Genomic DNA, 20,505 nt, shown 5'->3' with positions numbered 1-20,505 from the left:
GATCGCCGTCGGAGCGCGCGAGACCGCCAACCCGGTGGTGGGCCTCGTACGGGCCTTCACCGAGGTGGTGGCGGCGGAGGACCCGGCCGCCGCCGAATACGTCCACCGCGGATCCACCAGCCAGGACGTGTTCGACACCGGCGCCATGCTGGTCGCGCGCACCGCACTCCGGCTGATCCGCGCCGACCTGGACACCGCAGCCCACGCCCTGGCCCGGCTCGCGGCCGAACACCGCGACACCGCGATGGCGGGCCGCACCCTCGCGCTGCACGCGGTCCCCACCACCTTCGGGCTCAAGGCGGCGGGCTGGCGCGAGTTGCTGCTGGAGGCGGGCCACCGGATCGGCACCGTCGCGGACACCGGCCTGCCGGTGTCCCTCGGCGGAGCCGCGGGGACCCTGGCGGGCTACCTGGAGTACGCCGGACCCGTCGAGCCCGGCGCCTACCTCGACGATCTGGTGGCCGCGTTCGCCACCGAAACCGGCCTCGCCCGCCCGGCGCTGCCGTGGCACACCCTGCGCACCCCGATCGCCGACCTCGCCTCGGCCCTGTCGTTCACCGCCGGAGCCCTCGGCAAGATCGCCGTCGATGTGCAGTCACTGGCCCGCACCGAGGTCGGCGAGGTCGAGGAACCCACCGCCCCCGGCCGCGGCAGCTCCTCGGCCATGCCCCACAAACGCAACCCGGTCCTGGCCACCCTCCTCCGCAGCGCCGCCCTCCAGGTGCCCCCACTGGCCACGGGCCTGACCCAGTGCCTGCTCTCCGAGGACGAACGCTCGGCGGGCGGCTGGCACGCCGAGTGGCAGCTGCTGCGCGAATGCCTCCGCCTCACCGGCGGCGCCGCCCACACCGCGGTCGAACTGACCGAGGGCCTACGGATCCGGCCCGCGCGGATGACCGAGAACCTGGAGCTGACCGGCTCCCGCATCGTCTCCGAACGCATCGCCGCCGTCCTCGCCCCCCGCCTGGGCAAGGCGGCGGCCAGGCACCTGCTCGACACGGCGACGGCCGAGGCCGAACGCACCGGCCAGCCCCTCGCGAAGGTCCTCACCGACCTGCCCGAGGTCGCTCTCGACCCCACGGAACTGGCGACCCTGTGCGACCCGTCCCACTACACCGGCGCCGCGGGCCCCCTGGTCGACCGCGCGCTCCGGCCCCGCGCCTGACCCCGCCGCCGGGCCGCTACGTCTGCCCGGATGCCTCGAGGACGTCGCGGAGTTGGGAGCGGGCCGTGACGCCGAGTTTGGGGAAGCTGCGGTAGAGGTGGGAGCCCACGGTTCGGGGGGAGAGGAAGAGGCGTTCGCCGATCTCGCGGTTGCTCAGGCCCTTCGCGGCGAGGCGGATGATGTGCTGCTGCTGGGGTGTGAGGGTGGTGAGGGCATCGGGGGTGGTGGGGGCCGGGTCGACGCCTGCGGCGCGGAGTTCGGCCTGGGCGCGGTCGGTCCAGGGGTGGGCGCCGAGGCGGCGGAACGTCTCCAGCGCGGTGTGCAGGAGGGGGCGGGCGTCGGTGATGCGGTGGGCGCGGCGCAGCCATTCGGCGTGGTCCAGGAGGATCTGGGCGCGTTCGAAGGGCCATTGACGGCCCGCCGGGTCGGCGAGGGCCGCGGTGAAGTGCGGTTCCGCCCGGGACGGGTCGAGCAGGGCGTGGGCGCGGTGGATCAGGGCGCGCATTCGGGGTGAGAGGTCGTCGGCGAGCCGCTTCTCGGTGCGTTCCACGATGGCGGCGGCCTCCGCGTGGTGGCCGGTGCGTACGGCCGCGGCGGCGAGTTCGGCGACTCCGGCGTGGGAGCAGGCGTAGTGGAAGGGGTCGCCGTCGGGGGTGAACAGCAGCCGGAACTGTTCGTACGCGGTGCTCTGGTCGCCCTCGGCGACGGCGGCCATGCCCAGGGCCCAGCGGGCGCGGACGGCGACCGCGCGGCTGCGGTCCGGGTCGACGAGGGACAGGGCGGCCGACGCGGCGGTGCGGGCCTCGGCGGTCCGGCCGGTCAGGGCCAGCGGGGCGGCTTCGAGGGACCGTACGGCGGCTTCGAGATGGGGCAGCCCGGCGACGGAGGAGGCGGTGTTCGCGGCGGCGAGCCGGGCCTGCGCCCAGAGTCCGTGGTCCAGGTACGCCCACCCCGCGGTGCAGCCCAGACCGGTGGGCAGGGTGCCGCGCAGGCGCCAGCGGTCGAGGGCGTCGTCGAAGATCCGTACCGCGAGGGCCGTCTCGTCGAGCAGCCACGCCATCGCGCCGAGCGAGTTGAGCAGGGCGGGGTCGCCGTCGGCCCGTTCCACCAGCGCCGGGAGCGCCGCCGCCCGCTCGGAGCGGGCTTCGGCGGGGTCGGTCACGGCGAGCGTCCAGGGATCGCCCTGTGCTTGTGCCCGGATGGCGAGCCGGTGGTCCTCGTCGCCGGAGTAGAAACCGGCCACGGACGCCAGGCCGACGGCCGTCCGGCGCAGCCGCGGGTCCTCCGCCGCCCGCGTCAGCAGCGTCAGCGCGGTGTCGTGCTCAGCGCTCAGGGTGAGCACCTGCCCGACCCGCAGCGACGCCTCGGCCACCAGCGCCGGGTCGTCGGTGAGCGCGCGGGCCCGCGCGGCGAGCTCGCGCACCCAGTGCGGCTGACCGGTGGCGACGGCCTCACGGGCGGCCGCGACCAGGCGGCGGGCGCGGTCGTGGGGCGCGGGGCTCAGCTCGGCGGCGCGTTCCAGCGCGGTGACGGCGGCGGTGTACCCACCGCGGGTCCGGGCCCGGCCCGCGGACTCCTCGAGCGCGGCGGCGATCTCCTCGTCCGGGCCCTCCGCGGCGGCGGCCAGATGCCAGGCGCGGCGGTCGGGTTCCCCGCCGAGCGACGCGGCGAGGTCGCGGTGCGCCCGGCGCCGGGCGGCCAGCGGTACGGAGTGGTAGATCGCGGACCGGATCAGCGGATGCCGGAAGCGGGCCCGCCGGGCGTCGCCGCCGCCGGTGATGCGGAGCAGTCCGGCGGCCTCGGCCGGGGCCAGCGCCTCGATCCGGCCCGCCACGGCCCGTTCGTCGGCGGCGACCAGGAGGAGGGCGCGTCGGGTGGCGTCGGGCAGGGCGTCGAGATCGGCGGCGTAGAGCCGCATCAGGCGGTCGGTGGGCGGCAGGAGGTCTTCGGCGGTGGGGTCGCCCGCGGGGGCCGGGCCGTCCGTCCCGTACGCCCGGGCCAGTTCGACCAGGGCCAGTGGGTTTCCGGCGGCCTGGTCGAGGATGCGCATCCGGCGGCCGCCGGTGGGCGGATACGGCTGCCCGTCCAGCAGCCGCACGGCGGCGGAGGCGTCCAGCGGGCCCAGCGCGAGCGTGGGAAATCCGGAGAACGCCGCCGCGCCCGCCGTGTCCCTGGTCCCCGCGAGGACGGCGAGGGGTTCGCCGTCGATGCGCCGCGCGGCGAAGGCCAGCGCCTCCAGCGAACCGGTGTCGATCCAGTGCAGATCGTCCACCAGCACGAGCAGGGGCGTCCGCTGGGCGAGATCGGACAGCAGGGCGAGCAGTGCGACACCGAGGAGGAGCCGATCGGGTGGGCCGGTGGCGTCACCGTCATCGGCCCCGATCGCGCCGAGCAGGGCCGACCGCTGGCGGGCGGGCAGCCGGGCGGCGTCGTCGAGGACCGGCCGCAGCAGCTGGTGCAGCCCGGCGAACGGCAGGTTCGCCTCGCTCTCGCTGCCCGTCATCCGCAGCACCCGCCCCTGGTGCCGGTCCGCCGCCTGCGCGAGCAGGGTGCTCTTGCCCGCGCCCGGCTCTCCCGTCACGATGAGCACGCCGCTGGTCACACCGAGCACGGCCGCGCTCTCGCTCTCCCTCCCCACGATGGTCATCACCCGACTGTATCCGCCGGTGCAGTCATGTGACGGATACCGCCGGCCCGGGGCCCGGGAGCAGGCTGGACGCATGGACACCATGACACTTGGCAACGTCGACATCAGTCGCGTGGTCGAGCTGCCCCCGAGGGGCCTCCCCCGCGACATCATCTTTCCCGATGTGCCCATGGAGCACTGGCGCGCGCACGAGAGCTGGCTGGCCCCCGACTTCGTTGACCTGGCCGCCGACGAGGTGCGCACGATGATCCAGACCTGGGTGCTGCGCAGCGAGGGCAGGACCATCCTCATCGACACCGGCATCGGCAACGGCCGAGAGCGGAACATGCCGCTCTTCCATCAGCTGGACACCGACTACCTCGGCGAGCTGGCCGCGGCGGGGGTGCGGCCGGAGGACGTCGACACGGTGATCTGCACGCATGTACACGGCGACCACGTCGGCTGGAACACCACGCTGGTCGACGGCGAGTGGCGGCCGACCTTCCCGAACGCGCGGTACGTGATCTCCCGCGCCGACTTCGACTACTGGAACCCGGAGAACGGCCACCGCACCCGCTCGGGTCCGGGCATGGCGAACGTCTTCGAGGACAGCGTGGCCCCGGTCCACCAGGCGGGGCAGACCGTGCTGTGGGAGGGCGACCACTACGACATCGACGCCCAGTTGCGCCTCGAACCCGCCCCCGGCCATACGCCCGGCTCCACCGTCGTACGGCTGCGCTCGGGCACGGACCGGGCGCTGTTCGCGGGCGATCTGCTGCACAGGCCCGCTCCAGTTCGCCGAGCCCGACGACTGCCCCTGCTTCGACGAGGACGAGGCTCAGGCCCGGATCGCCCGGCGCCGGGTGCTGGAGTCGGCGGCGGACGAGGGTGCCCCTGCTGTTCCCCGCGCACTTCCCCGGCGCGGGCGCGGCGAAGTGCGGCGCGACGGCGACCGGTTCGCGGTGAAGGACTGGGCGGTATGGCGGTGAGGGTCTTCCGAACATCCCGTATGCCGCAGCCCCGACCGGTGCCGCGCGGTTCGCGGCGCCGACACCCGGTGGACGGCCTGCGCGGTGCCGACGGGCCGGGGCCGACCGCCCCCGCCCCGGCGCGGCGGTTCTCGCTGGACCTGAGCCCCGGTGATGGGTTCGGGCTGGGTGCGCGGCGACGACTATCTGACGCTCAACGTCTGGGCCCCGGAGGAACCGGCGGAAGCCGGGGAAGGGGGCGGCGCAAACGCCCCCGTGATGGTCTTCGTGCACGGCGGCGGCTTCCTGTCCGGCACCGGCCAGGCACCGCTGTACGACGGGACGTCCTTCGCCCGCGACGGCGTCGTCCTGGTCACGCTCAACTACCGGCTCGGCGCGCCCGGCTGGCTCGATCTGCCGGACGCGCCGCGCAACCGCGGCCTGCTGGACGTGATCGCCGCACTGCGGTGGGTGCGCGAGCACATCGCGGAGTTCGGCGGGAACCCGGACCGGGTCACGGTGTTCGGGCAATCGGCGGGCGCGATGATCGTCAGCGCGCTGCTGGTGACGCCCGAGGCGGCCGGGCTGTTCCGGCACGCCATCAGCCAGAGCGGCGGACTGCACACGCTGACCGGTGAGCAGGCGGCCGAGACGACCCGGGCGCTGGCCGACCGGCTGGGCGTTCCGGCGACGGTGGCGGGGTTCGCCGGGATCCCCGACGAACAGCTGGTGTCCGCGGTGGCCGAACTGCCCGTCGGGGCACGGCTGACCCCGTTCGGGGTGGTGCTCGACGACGTACCCGAGGCGCACCCGGTGGACCTGCTGGTGGGCACGAACACCCAGGAATCGCGGCTCTACCAGCAGCCGCGGTACAGCGCGGCCATCGACGCGATGTTCCGGGGCGGCAGTCAGCGGCTGGTGTCGCTGCACGGCAAGGCGTTCCGTTACGACTTCGACTGGCGGGACAGTCCGTTCGGCGCCTGCCACACCGCGGAACTCCCGTTCGTGTTCGACAACACCGCTCTGCCCGCCCTCCGTACACCGGACGGGCTGCTCGGGCCGGACGTACCACCGTCGCTCGCCGCGGAGATGCACGGCGCGTGGGTGCGCTTCGCCACCACCGGGGATCCCGGCTGGTCGGGGACGCGCCGGTTCGGTTAGCGGCCCTGGTGGCTCAGTAGCCGCGGCGGACGTTGTCCACGGCCGCCTCGTCGCGCCGCCGGTCCCGCCGCTGCCGTTCGGCCGCCAGCTCGGCGAGCGCGTCGTCGAGGGCGGTGAGCACCCGCGCCACCGCGTCGTCGGACAGCTTCGGGGGCTGCCCGGCCCCCTCGCCGCCCTGCTCACGGAGGCCGATGGCCTCCGTCAGGGCGGCCAGGACGGGTTCGTCCGACCGCTGCCGGTTCGCCGCCCGGCGGCGGTCTTCGGTGTCGACCAGGGCCAGTTCGCGGGTCCAGAACACCTTCCAGCGGCGGTTGCGCTGCCGGACGAGCTGCCCGTCCGCCTCCAGCGCGGACAGATAGGCCGCGGACAGCCCGCGGCCCCTGCGCCACAGCCAGTCGCCGACGGTCTCGTACGGCTCCTCGCGGACGAGCGACGAGGCGGCCTGACGCAGCAGCGGATCGGCGGGCGCGCCCGCGGGCCCCGGGACGATGCGCTCGCCGTCCAGCCCGACTTCCCTGGCGCCCAGGAGGTCGATCAGCTCGGCCCCGGCGAGCGCGAGCGACAGATCGCCCCGCTCCACCAGGCGGCTGGGCTCCGCGTCCATGGTGACGATCATCAGGTCCCGCGGTGTGGTCATCAAAGGGCTCCCTGTCACGGCGACCGTTACGACCAGTGTCCTCCCGGGTCGTTGCGGATGCATCCGCCCAGGTCGGGACTTGGCTTCCCTGCTCTGGTGATCGAGACTGTGGTCATGCACATGCAACAGGGGACGGAGCCGGAGTACGTCGTCAGGACCGACCCAGGGGCGGTGGCCCGGGCGCGGGCCTCCTCGTTGCGCCTCCTGCCGCGGTCCGCGTGGGCCGGGGTGGTCGGCACCGTGTTCGTGCTCCTGATCCTGGGCGGCGCCACCTATCTCATCTTCGCCTCCGGTGCCGACCCCACCTTCGGCACCAAGATGGTCCTGGTGCTCTGCCTGTCCGGGGCACTGCTCCAACTGCGCGAGGGCAAGCACCGGTTCGCCGCGATCCGGCGGATCAAGCAGACCTGGGCGGTGAGGGAGATCTCCCCGGTCGCGATGCGGGTGACCGGCGAGGGCCTGTGGTGTGTCGTCGACGAGGCGCCCGAGCCCGTGTTCCTCCCCTGGGCGGCGGTCACGCATCTCCAGGTGAAGAGGCGTGAACGCCTCAGCGTGCTGCTGGTGGCGCTCATCCCCAATGCCGCCACCGCTCCCGGAGTCACCGGGCTGGACCAGCCCGAGGTCCGGCGCCGGACGGGCCGGAACGGGAAGGGCGTATGGCGGCTGTCCGTCCCCGTCTTCCCGCTCCACCGCCACCCGGTCAGCGAGACCGAGATCGACCGGGCGCTCGGCCACTTCTCGCGCGGACGCGTGCGCATCCGCTGACCCCTGCGCCCCGTCAACCATCGCTCCCCCGCGCGCAGTTACGCGGACCCGCGAGTAACCAGCCATCCCGGGCGGCCTACGATCGCTGCGACAGCCGCCGCGATACGGAGGAGAACGCCACGTGACCGCGCAAGGTGTAGCACCCCAGACCGGGAGTGGGCCGGAGCCCCCCAACACCCCGCTCAACCAGGGACGTCCGCACAGCGCCCGGATGTACGACTACTTCCTGGGCGGCAAGGACAACTACGTCGCCGACCGTCAGGCCGCCGCCAAGGTGCTCACGCTGTGGCCGGGCGTCATGGTCGCGGCGCGCACCAACCGCGCGTTCATGCAGCGCGCTGTCCGGTTCCTCGCCGCCGAGCGGGGCATCCGGCAGTTCCTCGACATCGGCACGGGCATTCCCACCCGGCCCAATCTCCACGAGGTCGCCCAGGGGGTGGCCCCGGAGAGCCGGATCGTCTACGCCGACAACGACCCGATCGTGCTGGCCCACGCGCAGACGCTGCTCACCAGCAGCCCCGAGGGGCGCACGGCGTATGTCGACGCGAATGTCGCCGACCCCGACACGATCCTCTCCTCCCCCGGCGTGACCGAGGTGCTGGATCTGTCCCAGCCCGTGGCCCTGAGCCTGTGCGCGCTGCTGCACTTCGTGCCCGATGACTGGGAGCCGCACGAGATCGTGCGGAAGCTGGTCGAACCGCTCGCGCCCGGTTCGTATCTCATCCTCAGCCACATCACCCCGGACTTCGATCCCGAGGCCACCCAGCGGACCGTGCAGATCTACCACAGCGGTGGGATCCAGGGGAAAATCCGCACCCGGGACGAGGTGGAACGGTTCTTCACCGGCCTGGAGATGGTCGAGCCGGGCCTGGTGGTGCCGCATCGCTGGCGCACCGACCTGGCCACCGGGGACCCGGGGGTGGAGACCGGCGATGTGACCGATGAGGAGGTCTCCTTCTGGGCGGGCGTCGCCCGTAAGCCCTAGCAGATGGCCGATTGAGGGGATTTACGCCAAGTCACTGTGCGTGCCGTCGCAGTTCGCTACTGTGACGGCATGAGCGCCAGGAACGTGGACCCTGCCGACGAGTGGCCGCTGCCTCCGCCCTGGATGTGGGGGTGCGGCAAGTGCACCGAGCTGTACCGGGCGATGAAACAGGCGCCCAAGCTGGTGGACGCCGCGCTGGAGGAGCTGGGGCCGGGGATCGACTGCGATCCCCACGACTCCATCGTGTCGACCCAGATCCGGCTGGCCCGGCACATCGCCACCCGCCATGTCTCGGAGCTGCCCGAGGCCGACGAGGAGTGCGAGCGGTGCGTGTCGGACGCCTCCGGCAACCTTCCGGCCGTGCTCGCCCTGGAGCACCGCGCCCGCCATCTCTTCGCCCCGCCCAGCATCGTCGACATGCTGTAGTCGACCCGTCATCGACCCGGCAGTCGACCCGCGGCCGACGCACCCGGCCCCGGTCCGCCCTGCGGCTTCCCTGAGCTGTGACATTCTGGTGGGTGGGTGCCCTGCCACTCCTGGGCGGCGCGGTCCGGCCTCGCCGGATGCGGCACCCCTGCCCCCGCCGCCCGTGTTCCGGGGACTTCCACCTGCCCGTACCTGCGGCACGGAGGGGAGGCAGACGGGAACATGCCCCATGCAGCCGGTCCGATGTCCCCGGCGCCGGAACCCACCGGGAGGGAGCGGGTTCTGGCGTTCGCCGGGGTCTCGCTGGCGGCCGTCTATCTACTGGGCGAGGGGAGCGACGGCCTGCGGCTGGTCGAGACCGCGAAGGCGGCCGGGGCCACCGCCGCTCCGCATGCGCTGCCGGAGCACTACGCGCTGTCCGACCGCTCCCCCGCCGCCGACGCCCTGTGCACCGGCCGCCCCCTGTGGCTGGACTCCGAGGGCATCGCCGCGTACCAGCGGGACGGGGCGACCGGGCGGTGGCCCGGCGCCTCGCTGGGCGTGCTGCCGCTCGGGGACGAGGGCAGCCGGCTGGGCTGTCTGCTGATCGTGGGCAGCGCCGCGGACGGCTTCGAGGTGGAGCAGCGGGGCTTTCTGCTGCGCTACGCCGACGCCATCGCCACCCGGCTCCGGGCGGCCGGTGCGTCCCGCCCGGCGAACGGCACCGGGACGTCCAAGCTGCTGGGTCCCGCGCTGCGGAGTCTGCGCGTCGGATCGTTCGTCCTGCTGCCCGGCACCGGCCGGATCGAGGCGGACGCGACCCTGCTCGACCTGGTCGGTACCGACCCGGACGACTTCGACGGCAGGGCGGACACACTGCTCGCGCGCACCGTGCCGGAGGATCTGCCCGCGCTGCTGTCGGTCGTCGAGCCGTCCGCGCAGGTGGCCGGGGACCGCGAGCTGGAGTTCCGGGTCCGCCGTTCGACCGGCGAGGTGCGCTGGCTCCGGCTGAGCTGCCGGGTGGGGACCGATGCGACGGGCCGCCCGGAGCGCGTCGTGGGCGTGGTCACCAGCGCCGCCGCGCTGCGCCCGCGCGCCGACGACGTGTCCAGGGTGCAGTGGCTGACGACGGCGCTGGACGACGCCATGACGGTCCGGGACGTGAGCCGGGTGGTGGTCGCCGCCCTGGGCGAGCCGCTGGGGGCGGACCGGGTGGCGCTCGCTGAGCTTCAGGCGGACCGGCTGGTGGTGGTGGGACTCGATCCGCCGCAGGCCGACGCATGGCCGGAGCTGTGGCGTTCGGAGTGGCATTCCGAGTGGCCCGACGCGTCCCTGCACGCCCTGCCGAGCCTGCGGGCCGCGCTGCGGGAGGGCCGTCCGCGGCTGTGGCCCGCGGGGGCGGAGCTGGAGCCGGGGCTCTCGGGCATCGGTCCCGGGGGGCTGGCGGTGCTGCCGCTCCCGGCCCACGGACAGGTGGCGGGGGTGTGTCTGATCGGCTGGGACGCGCCGCATCCGTTCGGCCCGGAGGAGCGGTCGCTGCTCACGGTGACCGCGGGGCTGGTCGGCCAGACCCTGATGCGGGCGCACGCCTACGACGCCGAGCAGGAGCTGGCCACCATGCTCCAGCGCTCCCTGCTGCCGCGCAGCCTGCCGCCGCTGCCCGGCGGGGTGGCGGTGGCCCGCTATCTGCCCGCGATGCGGGGACTCCAGGTGGGTGGCGACTGGTACGACGTGATCGCGCTGTCCGAGAGCCGGGTGGCGCTGGTCATCGGCGATGTGCAGGGGCACAGCGCCGCCGCCGCGACGATCATGGGTCAGATGCGGACGGCGGTCCGTGCGTACGCCGTGGAGGGGCATCCGCCGGATGTGGTGGTGTCCCACGCCAACCGGCTGCTCGTGGGCATGGAGGCGGATCTGTTCGCCACCTGCGCGTATGTCGAGCTGGACATGGAGGAGGGCAACGCCTGGTTCGTCCGGGCCGGGCATCTGGCGCCGCTGGTGCGCCGCCCGGACGGCACCACCGAGGAGGTGGTGGTCGAGGGCGGGCTGCCGCTGGGGGTCGTGGCGGACGCGGAGTACCCCATGACGGCGGAGCCGCTGGCCCCGGGCACGGTCCTCGCGCTGCTCACGGACGGCCTGGTCGAGTCCTCGACGCTGCACCTGGACGAGGGCATGCGCCGGATGCGTCGCGCGCTCGCCGCCGCCCCCGCGGATCTCGGCCGGATGGCGGACGCGCTGCTCGGGGTGGCCGACCGGCGGGACGACGACGTGGCACTGCTGCTCCTGCGGTACGACGGCATGCGGGTCCGGCCCATCCGGGCGGGCTGGCTGGTGTGGCGGCTGCCGGACGCGGTGATGCACGCCCGCCGTTTCACCGCGCGCACGCTGCGCTCGTGGGGCCTGGCGGACCAGGGCGACACCACGCTGCTGGTCGTCTCCGAACTGGTCACCAACGCGCTGATGCACACACATGGCACGGTCCGCCTCGACCTCACGTACGCCGTGGACCGGCTGCGCGTCGCGGTGACCGACTCCTCTCCCCGCGCGCCCGCCAAGCCGGTGGTCACGGACTGGGAGGCGACCGGTGGCCGAGGGCTGCTGCTGGTCGAGGCGATGTCGGCGTCCTGGGGCTCCGTACCGGCCGCCGGTGGCAAGCAGGTGTGGAGCGAGATCGTCGTACCCGGCCGTGAGCCCGGGAACGCCGGGCCCGGCGACACCGAGCCCGGGCCCCGCGTCCGGCAAGGGGGTGGGTGACATGAGGAGGTCCCGTACGCGCAGCGCCGTCGCCGCCGTGGCCGCGGGGCTGCTGGCCGTGTCCCTGGCGAGCTGCGGAAGCAACGGCGGGGAGCAGGACGGGAACGCCTTCACCATCGGCCTGCTGCTGCCGAGCCAGCAGATCACCCGGTACGAGAACTCCGACCGGCCGATGATCGAGAAGCGGGTGAAGGAGCTGTGCCCGGGCTGCACCGTGGACCACGCCAACGCCGGGGACGACGTGGCGAGTCAGCAGCGGCAGATGCACTCCATGATCACCCGAGGGGTGGGGGCGCTGATCCTCGACGCCGTCGACGCCAAGGCGCTGCGTTCCTCGGTGCAGGCGGCACACAAGGCGGGCATCCCGGTCATCGCCTACGACCGGCTCGCCGAGGGCCCGATCTCGGGCTATGCCTCGTTCAACGGCGGACAGGTCGGCAGGCTCCAGGCCAGGGCGCTCCTGGACGCGATGCGGGCCAAGGGGGACGGCCGCCAGATCGTCATGATGAACGGCGATCCGAGCAGCCCCAACGCCGCCTGGTTCAAGAAGGGCGCGATGTCCGTCCTGAAGGACAAGGTGCGGATCGGCAAGTCGTACGACGTGATCGAGTACCGGCCGGACAACGCGTACGCCAATATGCAGGCCGCCATCACCGCGCTGGGCCCGCACCGTATCGGCGGTGTCCTGGCGGTCAACGACACCGTCGCCTCCGGTGCCATCTCGGCGCTGAAGTCCGCGCGGATCAGGCCGGTGCCGCCGGTCACCGGCCAGGACGCCGATCTCGACGCCGTGCAGCGCATCGTCAGCGGCGACCAGTACATGACCGTCTACAAGCCCTTCAAGGCCGAGGCGCACGCCGTCGCCGCCATGGCCGTCGCCCTGGGGCGGGGCCATAGCCTGCGCTCGATCGCCCATACGACGGTCGACAACACCACCACCGAGAACATCCCGGCCTCCCTGCTCACCCCGGTCGCCGTGACGGTCGGCAGCATCAGGAAGACCCTGGTCAAGGACGGTGTGTACACGATCGGGGAGATCTGCACACCCAAGCTCCGGCCCGCCTGCGACAAGGCCGGTCTCACCCGCTGACGGAGGTGATGTTCCGTGGCCGCCCCTCCCCTGCTGACGCTGCGCGGCGTCTCCAAGCGCTTCGGCGGCGTCCAGGCGCTGGTCGATGTCGACCTCCAGATCCGGGCCGGTGAGGTGGTCGCCCTGGTGGGCGACAACGGCGCCGGCAAGTCCACCCTGGTCAAGGTGATCGCCGGGGTGGGACCCGCCGATCAGGGCGTCATCGAGTGGGAGGGCCACACCGTCCAGATCAGACGGCCGCACGACGCGCAGGCCCTGGGCATCGCGGCCGTCTACCAGGACCTCGCGATGTGCGAGAGCCTCGATGTCGTCGGCAATCTCTTCCTCGGCCGCGAGGTGCACCGCGCCGGGATCCTCGACGAGGTGGAGATGGAGCGGCGCGCCCGCGAACTGATGCACACGCTGTCCATCCGCATCCCCGATGTGCGGGCGCCCGTGGCCATCCTGTCGGGCGGCCAGCGGCAGGCCGTCGCGATCTCCCGCTCACTGCTGGGCGCGCCCAAGGTCCTGCTGCTCGACGAGCCCACCGCCGCCCTGGGCGTCGAGCAGACCAGCCAGCTCCTGGACCTCATCGAGGAGCTGCGCGACCGCGGTCTCGGGGTGCTCCTCATCAGTCACAACATGGGGGACATCAAGGCCGTGGCGGACCGGGTGGCGGTGCTGCGTCTGGGCCGTAACAACGGGCTCTTCGAGGTGCCCACCACCACCCAGGAACGCATCATCTCCTCCATCACCGGCGCCGCCGACAACGCCGTGGCCCACCGCACGACGGGTGAGGAGGGGGCATGGCCGTAGGACAGAGCATCCGGGGGTACGCCGACGCGGTGCGGCACCGGCTGCGCGGTGGCGAGGCGGCCCGGCGCGGGCTGCGGGTCGGTGAGCGCGGTCCGCTCCTGGTGATCCTCGGTCTGATCGTGATCTGGCTGGTCTTCCAGGGCCTGAACGCCAACTTCCTCTCGCCGCGCAATCTGTCCGACCTCAGCGTGGACATCGCCGCCACCGGTCTGGTGGCGGTGGGCATCGTGTTCGTGCTGCTGATCGGCGAGATCGACCTGTCGGTGGGCTCGGTCAGCGGTCTTGCGGGCGCCGCGTTCGCCGTGCTGAACGTGTACCTCGGCATGCCGGAGTGGCTCGCCATCATCGTGGCGGTGGTCGCGGGGACGGCCGTGGGCGCCGTGCACGGGTTCTTCTTCGCCCGGGTCGGGGTGCCCGCGTTCGTGGTGACGCTCGCGGGGCTGCTGGCCTGGAACGGGCTGACCCTCTACCTGCTGGGCGCGAGCGGCACGATCAACATCGATGAGGGTGGTCTGGTCGCCGCGCTGACCAGTCTCTACTTCAGTGGCGGCATCATCGCGTACGGGCTGGCCGCGGTGGGCACGGCCGGGTACTTCCTGGCCGCGCGGCGGTCACGGCGGCGGCGCCGGGACGCCGGGATGCCGTACCGGCCGCTGGCCGAGATCGGGGTGCGCACGGGTCTCCTGGCGGTGCTCACGTTCGCCACCGCCCATGTGCTCACCCTGTTCCAGGGCGTGCCGCTCGCCCTGCTGATCTTCCTGGCCGTCGTCATCGGCTCGGATCTGGTGCTGCGCCGCACCCGCTCGGGGCGGAAGGTGTTCGCGGTGGGCGGCGGGATCGAGGCGGCCCGCCGGGCCGGGGTGGACGTGGCGCGGGTGCGGATCGCGATGTTCATGGTGTCGGGGACGCTGGCGGCGGTCGGCGGTCTGTTCGTGGCCTCGGGCCTGACGTCGGCGAGCCCCACGACGGCCCGCGCGGCGGGCTCCGGCATGCTGCTGATCAACGCGGTGGCCGCGGCGGTGATCGGCGGGACCAGCATGTTCGGCGGGCGCGGCTCGGCCTGGTCGGCGCTGCTCGGTGCGCTGGTCATCCAGTCGATCGCCTCGGGCATGGCGCTGCTGGGTATCCAGGACGCCGTGCAGTTCATGGTCACCGGCGGGGTGCTGCTGGCCGCCGTGGCAGCGGACTCGCTCACCCGGCGAGCCGCCGCGCGGGCGCGCGGCTCCATCCGACGGTCGTCACGGTCCGGGCGTGGCGCTATGCTGCACTAGAGCTTCCCATTACTGGGCAAGACGGACATCTCGCCGGGTGTTCTGGAAGGATCCGATGCGCTCACCATGACCATCGGAGTGCGATGAAACGTCTTCTCCTCATCCGCGCGGCCACGGCGGCCGCGCTTGCCGCGGCTCTGGTGGTCTCCGGCTGCCAGGGCACCGGCGTGCGGTCCTCCCGCGAGGGGAAGGAGAGCATCCGCGTGCTCGCCGTCAAAAATCCCCAGATGGTGACCCTGAAGCAGTACACGAAGAAGTACTTCACCTCGCGGACCGGCATCACCGTCGACTACACCCTGCTTCCGGAGAACGAGGCACGGGAGCGGATGAACAGGGAGTTCGCGCGGCAGGACGGAACGTACGACGTGGCGAGCGTGAGCTCGTACGAGGTGCCGATCTACTCCAGGAACCACTGGCTCGCCCCGCTGGATTCCTATGCGAAGGCGGACCGGGCCTTCGACCAGAAGGACATCTTCCCCAGCCTGAACAGGGCCGTGACCGGCGCCGACGGCAAGATCTACGCCGAGCCCTTCTACGGCGAGGGATCCTTCCTGATGTACCGCAAGGACCTCTTCCGCAAGACCGGGCTGACCATGCCGCGCGATCCGACCTGGAGGCAGGTCGCCTCGCTGGCGGCGAAGATCGACGGCACCGACGGCGCGAGCGGCATCTGCCTGCGCGGTCTGCCCGGCTGGGGCCAGAACCTCGCCCCCATCAACACCGTGGTCAACACCTTCGGCGGCACCTGGTACGACATGCAGTGGAACGCCAAGCTCACCTCGCCGGAGTTCACCAAGGCGATTCAGTTCTATGTCGACCTGGTGCGCAAGTACGGCGAGCCCGGTGCCGCGCGCAGCGGAGTCCTCGAAATCCTCGCCGACTTCAGCCAGGGCAAATGCGCCATGATGTACGACGCCAGCTCGCTCGCCACGTCGATCGAGGCCGACGGCTCCACGGTCAAGGGCAAGGTCGGCTACGTCCCCGCCCCGCACGAGGAGACCCGCCGGGCCGGGTGGCTGTGGACCTGGGCCTGGGGCATCGAGAACGCCTCCAAGAAGAAGGACGCCGCCTGGAAGTTCATCTCCTGGGCCTCCTCCAAGCAGTACCAGGAACAGATCGGCGACACGCTCGGCTGGAACGAGGCCCCGGCGGGCAGCCGGCAGTCCCTCTACTCCAACCCCAACTACCAGCGCGCGGCGGCCGCTTGGTACCGGCAGGAGTACGCGGCGGTGAAGAACTCCGCCGACCCCAAGAACCCGGGCGTCGGCCCGCGCCCCTACCAGGGCATCTCATTCGTCGGCATCCCGCAGTTCGCCGATCTCGGCACCAAGGTGTCCGCACAGATCAGCGCGGCCATCGCCGGAAAGAAGTCGGTGCGCACGGCGCTCCAGATCTCCCAGAAGCTCGCCCAGGACGCGGTGGCGGACTACCGCACCGGAGGCCGGTGACCTACTCGGTGACCGACCAGCACGGCATGACACCGGCGATGTGACAGGCCATGAAATACAGCGGGATCGGCGGCGTGTACGGGGAGTCGCCCTCGGGACGGTGGATGAGGCGGGGGTTACGGGACGTCCTGGCGGTGCGCGGACCGCTCGGCGAACCCACGTACGCCCCGACCGCATAGCTGGTGACGGCGGGCCACACCAGCCCGATGTGCGATCCGGCGGGCACGATCCACCACCAGTGCTCATCGCAGGCGAAGACACAGCCGATACGGGGCAGCCGGTCCATGACCCGCTTCCCGTGGTCCGCGGACATCCCGACCGCGTCGTAGCCCAGCCCGGCGGACAGCCCCGCGGGGAGCGTCAGCCGTCCACGGCGCGCACCGCGCGGCAGCCCCGGCGGGCCGCTCGCGGGATGCGGGGCCTTCTTCCGCGGCATGTGAGCCGAAGGCAGGGGGAGGGTGGGGGGAACCACGATCGGTCGCCTTTCGTCTGCCTGCGCACTGTGGGCAGCGCCGGTCCTGCACTGCCCGGTGCCTACCGACGTACACACGCGAACGTTCCGCCGTCGCCGGGCCGCGAAGCGGTCCAAACCCGTCCGACGTTTCCCCCGGTACCGCGGGCCAACTCCCGCGGAGTCACACAGTCGGTGACGGCATGTCCACTGTGTCATCTGCTATGAACGAGTTGCAAGAGGTAACTTGAAATTTGCAAGTCGTAGGATGCAGATGCGGCGCGAACTGATGATCGTGACAGACTGCGACCGTGGAACGCGGCGTGAGGAGGCAGGGAGTGGCGGCGGAATCCGCATGGGGCGGCGCTCCCTCCGTCCTCCGCATGATCCTCGGCAAACAGCTGGAGGAGCTGCGCACGCGGACCGGGCTCAGCTACGACGAGGCGGGCGCGGCGATCGGCGTCAGCCACTCGACGATCCGCAGGATGGAAGCCGCGAAGGTGGCCCGGCTCCGGCTCGCGGACGTCGAAAAGCTGCTCCAGACGTACGGCGTGACGGACCAGCACGAGATCGACACCTTTCTGAAGTCGGTCCGCGAGGCCAACAAGCGCGGCTGGTGGCACGTCTACCGCGATGTGATGCCGGACTGGTTCGCCGCGTATCTGAGCCTGGAACAGGCGGCGCTCCAGATCCGCGCGTACGAGCCGCAGTTCGTCCACGGCCTGCTCCAGACCGAGGACTACGCCCGCGCCCTGCTGAGCGCGGGCAATCCGCATGTCCCCGCCGAGGCCACCGAGCGCCGGATCGCGCTGCGCATGCGGCGCCAGGAACTGCTGTCCCGCGAGTCCCCGCCCCGGCTGTGGGTCGTGATGGACGAGACCGTGCTGCGGTGGCCGGTCGGGGGCGCGGCCGTGATGCGCGCCCAGATCGACCACCTCATCGCGGTGAACGCGCTGCCGCATGTGACGCTCCAGATCATGCCGTTCGGCAACGGCCCGCATCCGGCGATGACGGCAGGCGCGTTCCATGTCTTCCGGTTCCGGGCCTCCGAGTTGCCTGACATCGTCTACCTGGGCGGGCTGATCGGGGCGGTCTATCTGGACAAGGCGGACGACGTGGTGGTGTACCGCGAGGCACTGGACCGGGTGAGCGCCCAGTCGGGGCCCGCCCAGAAGACCGAGGCCCTGCTCGGCGAGATCCGCAAGGAGCTGTGACGTGGGCCTGGACAGTTGACCGACGATCTGAAGGGGAGGGGCGGCGTTGCGCGACAACGGATGGCCGGCCGAACGGATTGACACCGAGAGCGCACATTCGGCGCGGATCTACGACTACATCATCGGTGGCAAGGACTACTACCCCGCCGACAAGGAGGCGGGGGACGCCATGGCCCGGGAGTGGCCCGCCCTGCCGATCCATATGCGGGCCAACCGCGACTTCATGAACCGGGCCGTGCGCTATCTGGCGGAGGAGGCGGGCATCCGGCAGTTCCTCGACATCGGAACCGGCATCCCCACCTCCCCCAATCTGCACGAGATCGCCCAGGCGGTCGCCCCGGACTCCCGGGTCGTGTACGTGGACAACGACCCCATCGTCCTCACCCTCTCCCAGGGCCTGCTGTCCAGCACGCCCGAGGGGAAGACCACATATGTCGAGGCGGACATGCGCGACCCCGCCGCGATCCTGAGCGCGCCGGAGCTGCGCGACACCCTCGACCTCGGCAAACCGGTCGCGCTGACGGTGATCGCGATCGTCCACTTCGTGCTCGACGAGGACGACGCGTACGGCATCGTCAACCGCCTGCTGGAGCCGCTGCCCTCGGGCAGCTATCTGGCGATGTCCGTCGGCACCGCCGACTTCGCACCGGAGGAGGTGGGCCGCGTGGCCCGCGAGTACGCGGCGCGGGACATGCCCATGCGGCTGCGCACCGAGGCCGAGGCCGCGCAGTTCTTCGACGGGCTCGACCTGGTCGCGCCCGGCGTCGCCCAGGTGCACAAGTGGCTCCCGGACGCGCGGAGCGGCGAGGGCATCAAGGACGAGGACATCGCCATGTACGGGGCGGTGGCCCGCAAGCCGTAGCAGGCTCAGCCCCCGGGCCGGGCTCAGCCCTCGGCGTCGTGGACCAGCAGCGCGATCTGGACGCGGTTGTTGAGGTCGAGCCGGGTGAGGATCCGCGACACATGGGCCTTCACCGTCGGCAGCGCGAGGTGCAGTTCGCGTGCGATCTCCGCGTTGGACCGGCCGTGTCCCACCGCCCGGGCCACATCCCGCTCCCGCTCGCCCAGGAGCGCCAGCCGGGCCCGGGCGGTGGCCGCCCGGTCCCCCTGTCCGCCGTCACCCGTCACCTGCTCGATGAGGCGGCGGGTGACGGCGGGTGAGAGCACCGGATCCCCGGTGGCCACGGTCCGGATGGCGGTGACGATGTCCTGCGGCGGGGTGTCCTTGAGGAGGAACCCGGCCGCTCCGGCGCGCAGTGCCCGCAGCACATGGGCGTCGGTGTGGAAGGTGGTCAGCACCAGCACCTCGGGGGCGCCGGGCCGGGCCCGCAGGGTCCGGGTGGCGGTCAGCCCGTCGACGCCCGGCATCCGGATGTCCATCAGCACCAGATCGGGCCCGTGACGGTCGACCAGCGCGGGCACCTCGGCCCCGTCGGCGGCCTCCGCCACGATCTCGATGTCCGGGGCGCCGCCCAGCATCAGGCGCAGCCCGGCCCGTACGATCGCGTCGTCGTCGACGAGCAGGACGCGGATCACCACCACGCCCCCCTTTCCTCTGTCAGCCCTGACCGGCGGCGGCCACGGTGTCCGCCGCGGGCCAGGGTAGCCAGGCGCGCACCCGGAAGCCGCCACCGTCGGGTCCCGCGGTCAGCTCGCCGCCCGCCAGCCGGGCCCGTTCCGCCAGCCCGACCAGCCCCTGTCCGCCGCCCGCGCCATCCCGCGGGTCCGGGTCGGGGGCGGGTGGCGGGGTGTTGTGGACCTCGACCGTCAGCCGGTCCTCCGGGGTCCGGGCCACCCGTATCGTGACGGTCGCGCCGGGCGCGTGTTTGCGCGCGTTGGTCAGGCACTCCTGCACGATGCGGTACGCGGTGCGTCCCACCACCGGCGGTGGCGCCGGGCCGTCCGGCGGCCCGGTCAGCTCGATCCGGCCGCCCGCCGCGCGCGCCTCGGCCACCAGCCGGTCCAGGTCGGCCAGTTCGGGCTGGGGCCGCTCGCCCTCGGGACCGGCGCGCAGCACCCCGATGACGTCGCGCAGATCGCTCAGGGCCAGGCGGGCGCTCTCCCGGATCACCGCGGCGGCCCGTGCGATCTCGGTGCGGGGCGCGCTCGTGTGGAACTCCAGGGCCCCGGCGTGCACGCTCAGCAGCGTGAGCCGGTGGCCGAGCGCGTCGTGCATCTCCCGGGCGATTTCCTCCCGCGCCTCCCGCCGGGCCTGTTCGGCGCGCAACTCGACGTCGGCCTCGGCCAGTTCGGCGCGTTCCCGCAGCGAGGCGATGAGCTGCTGCCGGGAGCGCCGGAACAGCCCCCAGCCGATGGTCCCGGCGATCAGCGCGAAGTACGTCACGGCGGAGCTCACCCGGTCCTCGGGCAACTCCGGCAGCTGCGACAGAAAGACGGGGAGCGGCGCGAAGGCCAGCGCCGCCACCCAGGCCGTGGCGCGCCAGGGCCGGGTGGCGGCCACCGTGAACACCGCCACCATCGCGGGGCCGGTCATGTAGTGCGACAGCTGGCCGCCCGCCAGCAGCAGCACCACCGCCAGCGCTACGGGCCACCTGCGCCGCAGCAGCAGCGCCGCGCACCCCAGCCCGCCGGCCGTCTGTTCGGCGACCCGCCACGCGGGGCTCATATCGTCCGGGACCGGTATGGACGGCGAGCTGACGACGGCGAAGCAGGCGGCGAAGAGGAACAGCCCCAGGTCGGCGGCCCAGTCCCGGCGGGTGCGGTGGATACGGCGCATATCCCGGCAATGTACGCGTGCCCGAGCGGCGTA

At 72.7% G+C, this 20,505-nt stretch carries 16 protein-coding genes and 2 pseudogenes; 13 read left to right on the top strand and 5 right to left on the bottom strand.

Annotated elements, in window-relative coordinates:
• Nucleotides 1–1,165, top strand: a 1,165-nt coding sequence (locus SSOG_RS41125) for a nitrosuccinate lyase (protein ID WP_063631621.1), incomplete at its 5' end; no start/stop codon positions are given.
• 16 nt (nucleotides 1,166–1,181) lie between these two features.
• Here SSOG_RS41125 and SSOG_RS57710 read toward each other — a convergent pair.
• The gene (locus tag SSOG_RS57710) at nucleotides 1,182–3,812 is read right to left on the bottom strand and encodes an ATP-binding protein (RefSeq protein WP_039939978.1); all 2,631 of its coding nucleotides are present in this window, start codon (nucleotides 3,810–3,812) and stop codon (nucleotides 1,182–1,184) included.
• A 73-nt stretch (nucleotides 3,813–3,885) separates the two neighbouring features.
• Between SSOG_RS57710 and SSOG_RS49810 the strand changes: the two are divergent.
• Both SSOG_RS49810 and SSOG_RS41115 read left to right on the top strand, forming a co-directional pair.
• Nucleotides 3,886–4,780 (top strand): annotated as a pseudogene (locus tag SSOG_RS49810) (MBL fold metallo-hydrolase).
• A 13-nt stretch (nucleotides 4,781–4,793) separates the two neighbouring features.
• A pseudogene (locus SSOG_RS41115) lies at nucleotides 4,794–5,626 on the top strand (carboxylesterase family protein); the annotation flags it as partial.
• 307 nt (nucleotides 5,627–5,933) lie between these two features.
• Here SSOG_RS41115 and SSOG_RS41110 read toward each other — a convergent pair.
• Nucleotides 5,934–6,557, bottom strand: a complete 624-nt coding sequence (locus SSOG_RS41110; protein WP_009720234.1) for a GOLPH3/VPS74 family protein — start codon at nucleotides 6,555–6,557, stop codon at nucleotides 5,934–5,936.
• 114 nt (nucleotides 6,558–6,671) lie between these two features.
• On the opposite strand from SSOG_RS41110, the gene SSOG_RS47275 reads away from it, so the two are divergent.
• From SSOG_RS47275 to SSOG_RS41070, 8 genes are all read left to right on the top strand, one after another.
• Nucleotides 6,672–7,322: a hypothetical protein gene (locus tag SSOG_RS47275; protein WP_167542543.1), complete on the top strand. Its 651-nt coding sequence runs from the start codon at nucleotides 6,672–6,674 to the stop codon at nucleotides 7,320–7,322.
• 121 nt (nucleotides 7,323–7,443) lie between these two features.
• Nucleotides 7,444–8,307: an SAM-dependent methyltransferase gene (locus tag SSOG_RS41100; protein ID WP_009720232.1), complete on the top strand. Its 864-nt coding sequence runs from the start codon at nucleotides 7,444–7,446 to the stop codon at nucleotides 8,305–8,307.
• A gap of 69 nt (nucleotides 8,308–8,376) precedes the next feature.
• Nucleotides 8,377–8,733 (top strand): hypothetical protein, encoded by a 357-nt coding sequence (locus tag SSOG_RS41095; protein ID WP_050800156.1) that lies wholly within the window; start codon nucleotides 8,377–8,379, stop codon nucleotides 8,731–8,733.
• 222 nt (nucleotides 8,734–8,955) lie between these two features.
• Nucleotides 8,956–11,466: a SpoIIE family protein phosphatase gene (locus SSOG_RS41090; RefSeq protein WP_009720230.1), complete on the top strand. Its 2,511-nt coding sequence runs from the start codon at nucleotides 8,956–8,958 to the stop codon at nucleotides 11,464–11,466.
• A gap of 1 nt (nucleotide 11,467) precedes the next feature.
• Nucleotides 11,468–12,556 (top strand): sugar ABC transporter substrate-binding protein, encoded by a 1,089-nt coding sequence (locus SSOG_RS41085; RefSeq protein WP_009720229.1) that lies wholly within the window; start codon nucleotides 11,468–11,470, stop codon nucleotides 12,554–12,556.
• A gap of 15 nt (nucleotides 12,557–12,571) precedes the next feature.
• The gene (locus tag SSOG_RS41080) at nucleotides 12,572–13,351 is read left to right on the top strand and encodes an ATP-binding cassette domain-containing protein (RefSeq protein ID WP_009720228.1); all 780 of its coding nucleotides are present in this window, start codon (nucleotides 12,572–12,574) and stop codon (nucleotides 13,349–13,351) included.
• Entirely contained in the window at nucleotides 13,342–14,622 is a 1,281-nt protein-coding gene (locus SSOG_RS41075; RefSeq protein WP_009720227.1) for a sugar ABC transporter permease, read from the top strand. Before SSOG_RS41080 ends, SSOG_RS41075 begins: the two co-directional genes overlap by 10 nt.
• Before the next feature lie 83 nt (nucleotides 14,623–14,705).
• Nucleotides 14,706–16,070, top strand: coding sequence for an ABC transporter substrate-binding protein (locus SSOG_RS41070; RefSeq protein ID WP_009720226.1), 1,365 nt, complete (start codon nucleotides 14,706–14,708; stop codon nucleotides 16,068–16,070).
• 1 nt (nucleotide 16,071) lies between these two features.
• On the opposite strand, the gene SSOG_RS41065 is transcribed toward SSOG_RS41070, so the two are convergent.
• Nucleotides 16,072–16,506, bottom strand: a complete 435-nt coding sequence (locus tag SSOG_RS41065) for a hypothetical protein (RefSeq protein ID WP_050800155.1) — start codon at nucleotides 16,504–16,506, stop codon at nucleotides 16,072–16,074.
• A gap of 353 nt (nucleotides 16,507–16,859) precedes the next feature.
• On the opposite strand from SSOG_RS41065, the gene SSOG_RS41060 reads away from it, so the two are divergent.
• Together SSOG_RS41060 and SSOG_RS41055 are read left to right on the top strand one after the other, a co-directional pair.
• The gene (locus SSOG_RS41060) at nucleotides 16,860–17,735 is read left to right on the top strand and encodes a helix-turn-helix domain-containing protein (protein WP_009720224.1); all 876 of its coding nucleotides are present in this window, start codon (nucleotides 16,860–16,862) and stop codon (nucleotides 17,733–17,735) included.
• Nucleotides 17,736–17,781: 46 nt separating this feature from the next.
• Entirely contained in the window at nucleotides 17,782–18,597 is an 816-nt protein-coding gene (locus SSOG_RS41055; protein ID WP_009720223.1) for an SAM-dependent methyltransferase, read from the top strand.
• A gap of 23 nt (nucleotides 18,598–18,620) precedes the next feature.
• On the opposite strand, the gene SSOG_RS41050 is transcribed toward SSOG_RS41055, so the two are convergent.
• Entirely contained in the window at nucleotides 18,621–19,277 is a 657-nt protein-coding gene (locus SSOG_RS41050; RefSeq protein WP_009720222.1) for a response regulator transcription factor, read from the bottom strand.
• A gap of 16 nt (nucleotides 19,278–19,293) precedes the next feature.
• Complete coding sequence (locus SSOG_RS41045; RefSeq protein WP_039939976.1) at nucleotides 19,294–20,472, bottom strand: sensor histidine kinase; 1,179 nt, start codon at nucleotides 20,470–20,472, stop codon at nucleotides 19,294–19,296.
• Nucleotides 20,473–20,505: the final 33 nt, after the last annotated feature.

The sequence above is a fragment of the Streptomyces himastatinicus ATCC 53653 genome (assembly GCF_000158915.1).
Lineage (GTDB): Bacteria > Actinomycetota > Actinomycetes > Streptomycetales > Streptomycetaceae > Streptomyces > Streptomyces himastatinicus.
Note: the sequence above shows the minus strand (reverse complement) of the source record. Positions and strands in the feature narration are given on the sequence as shown.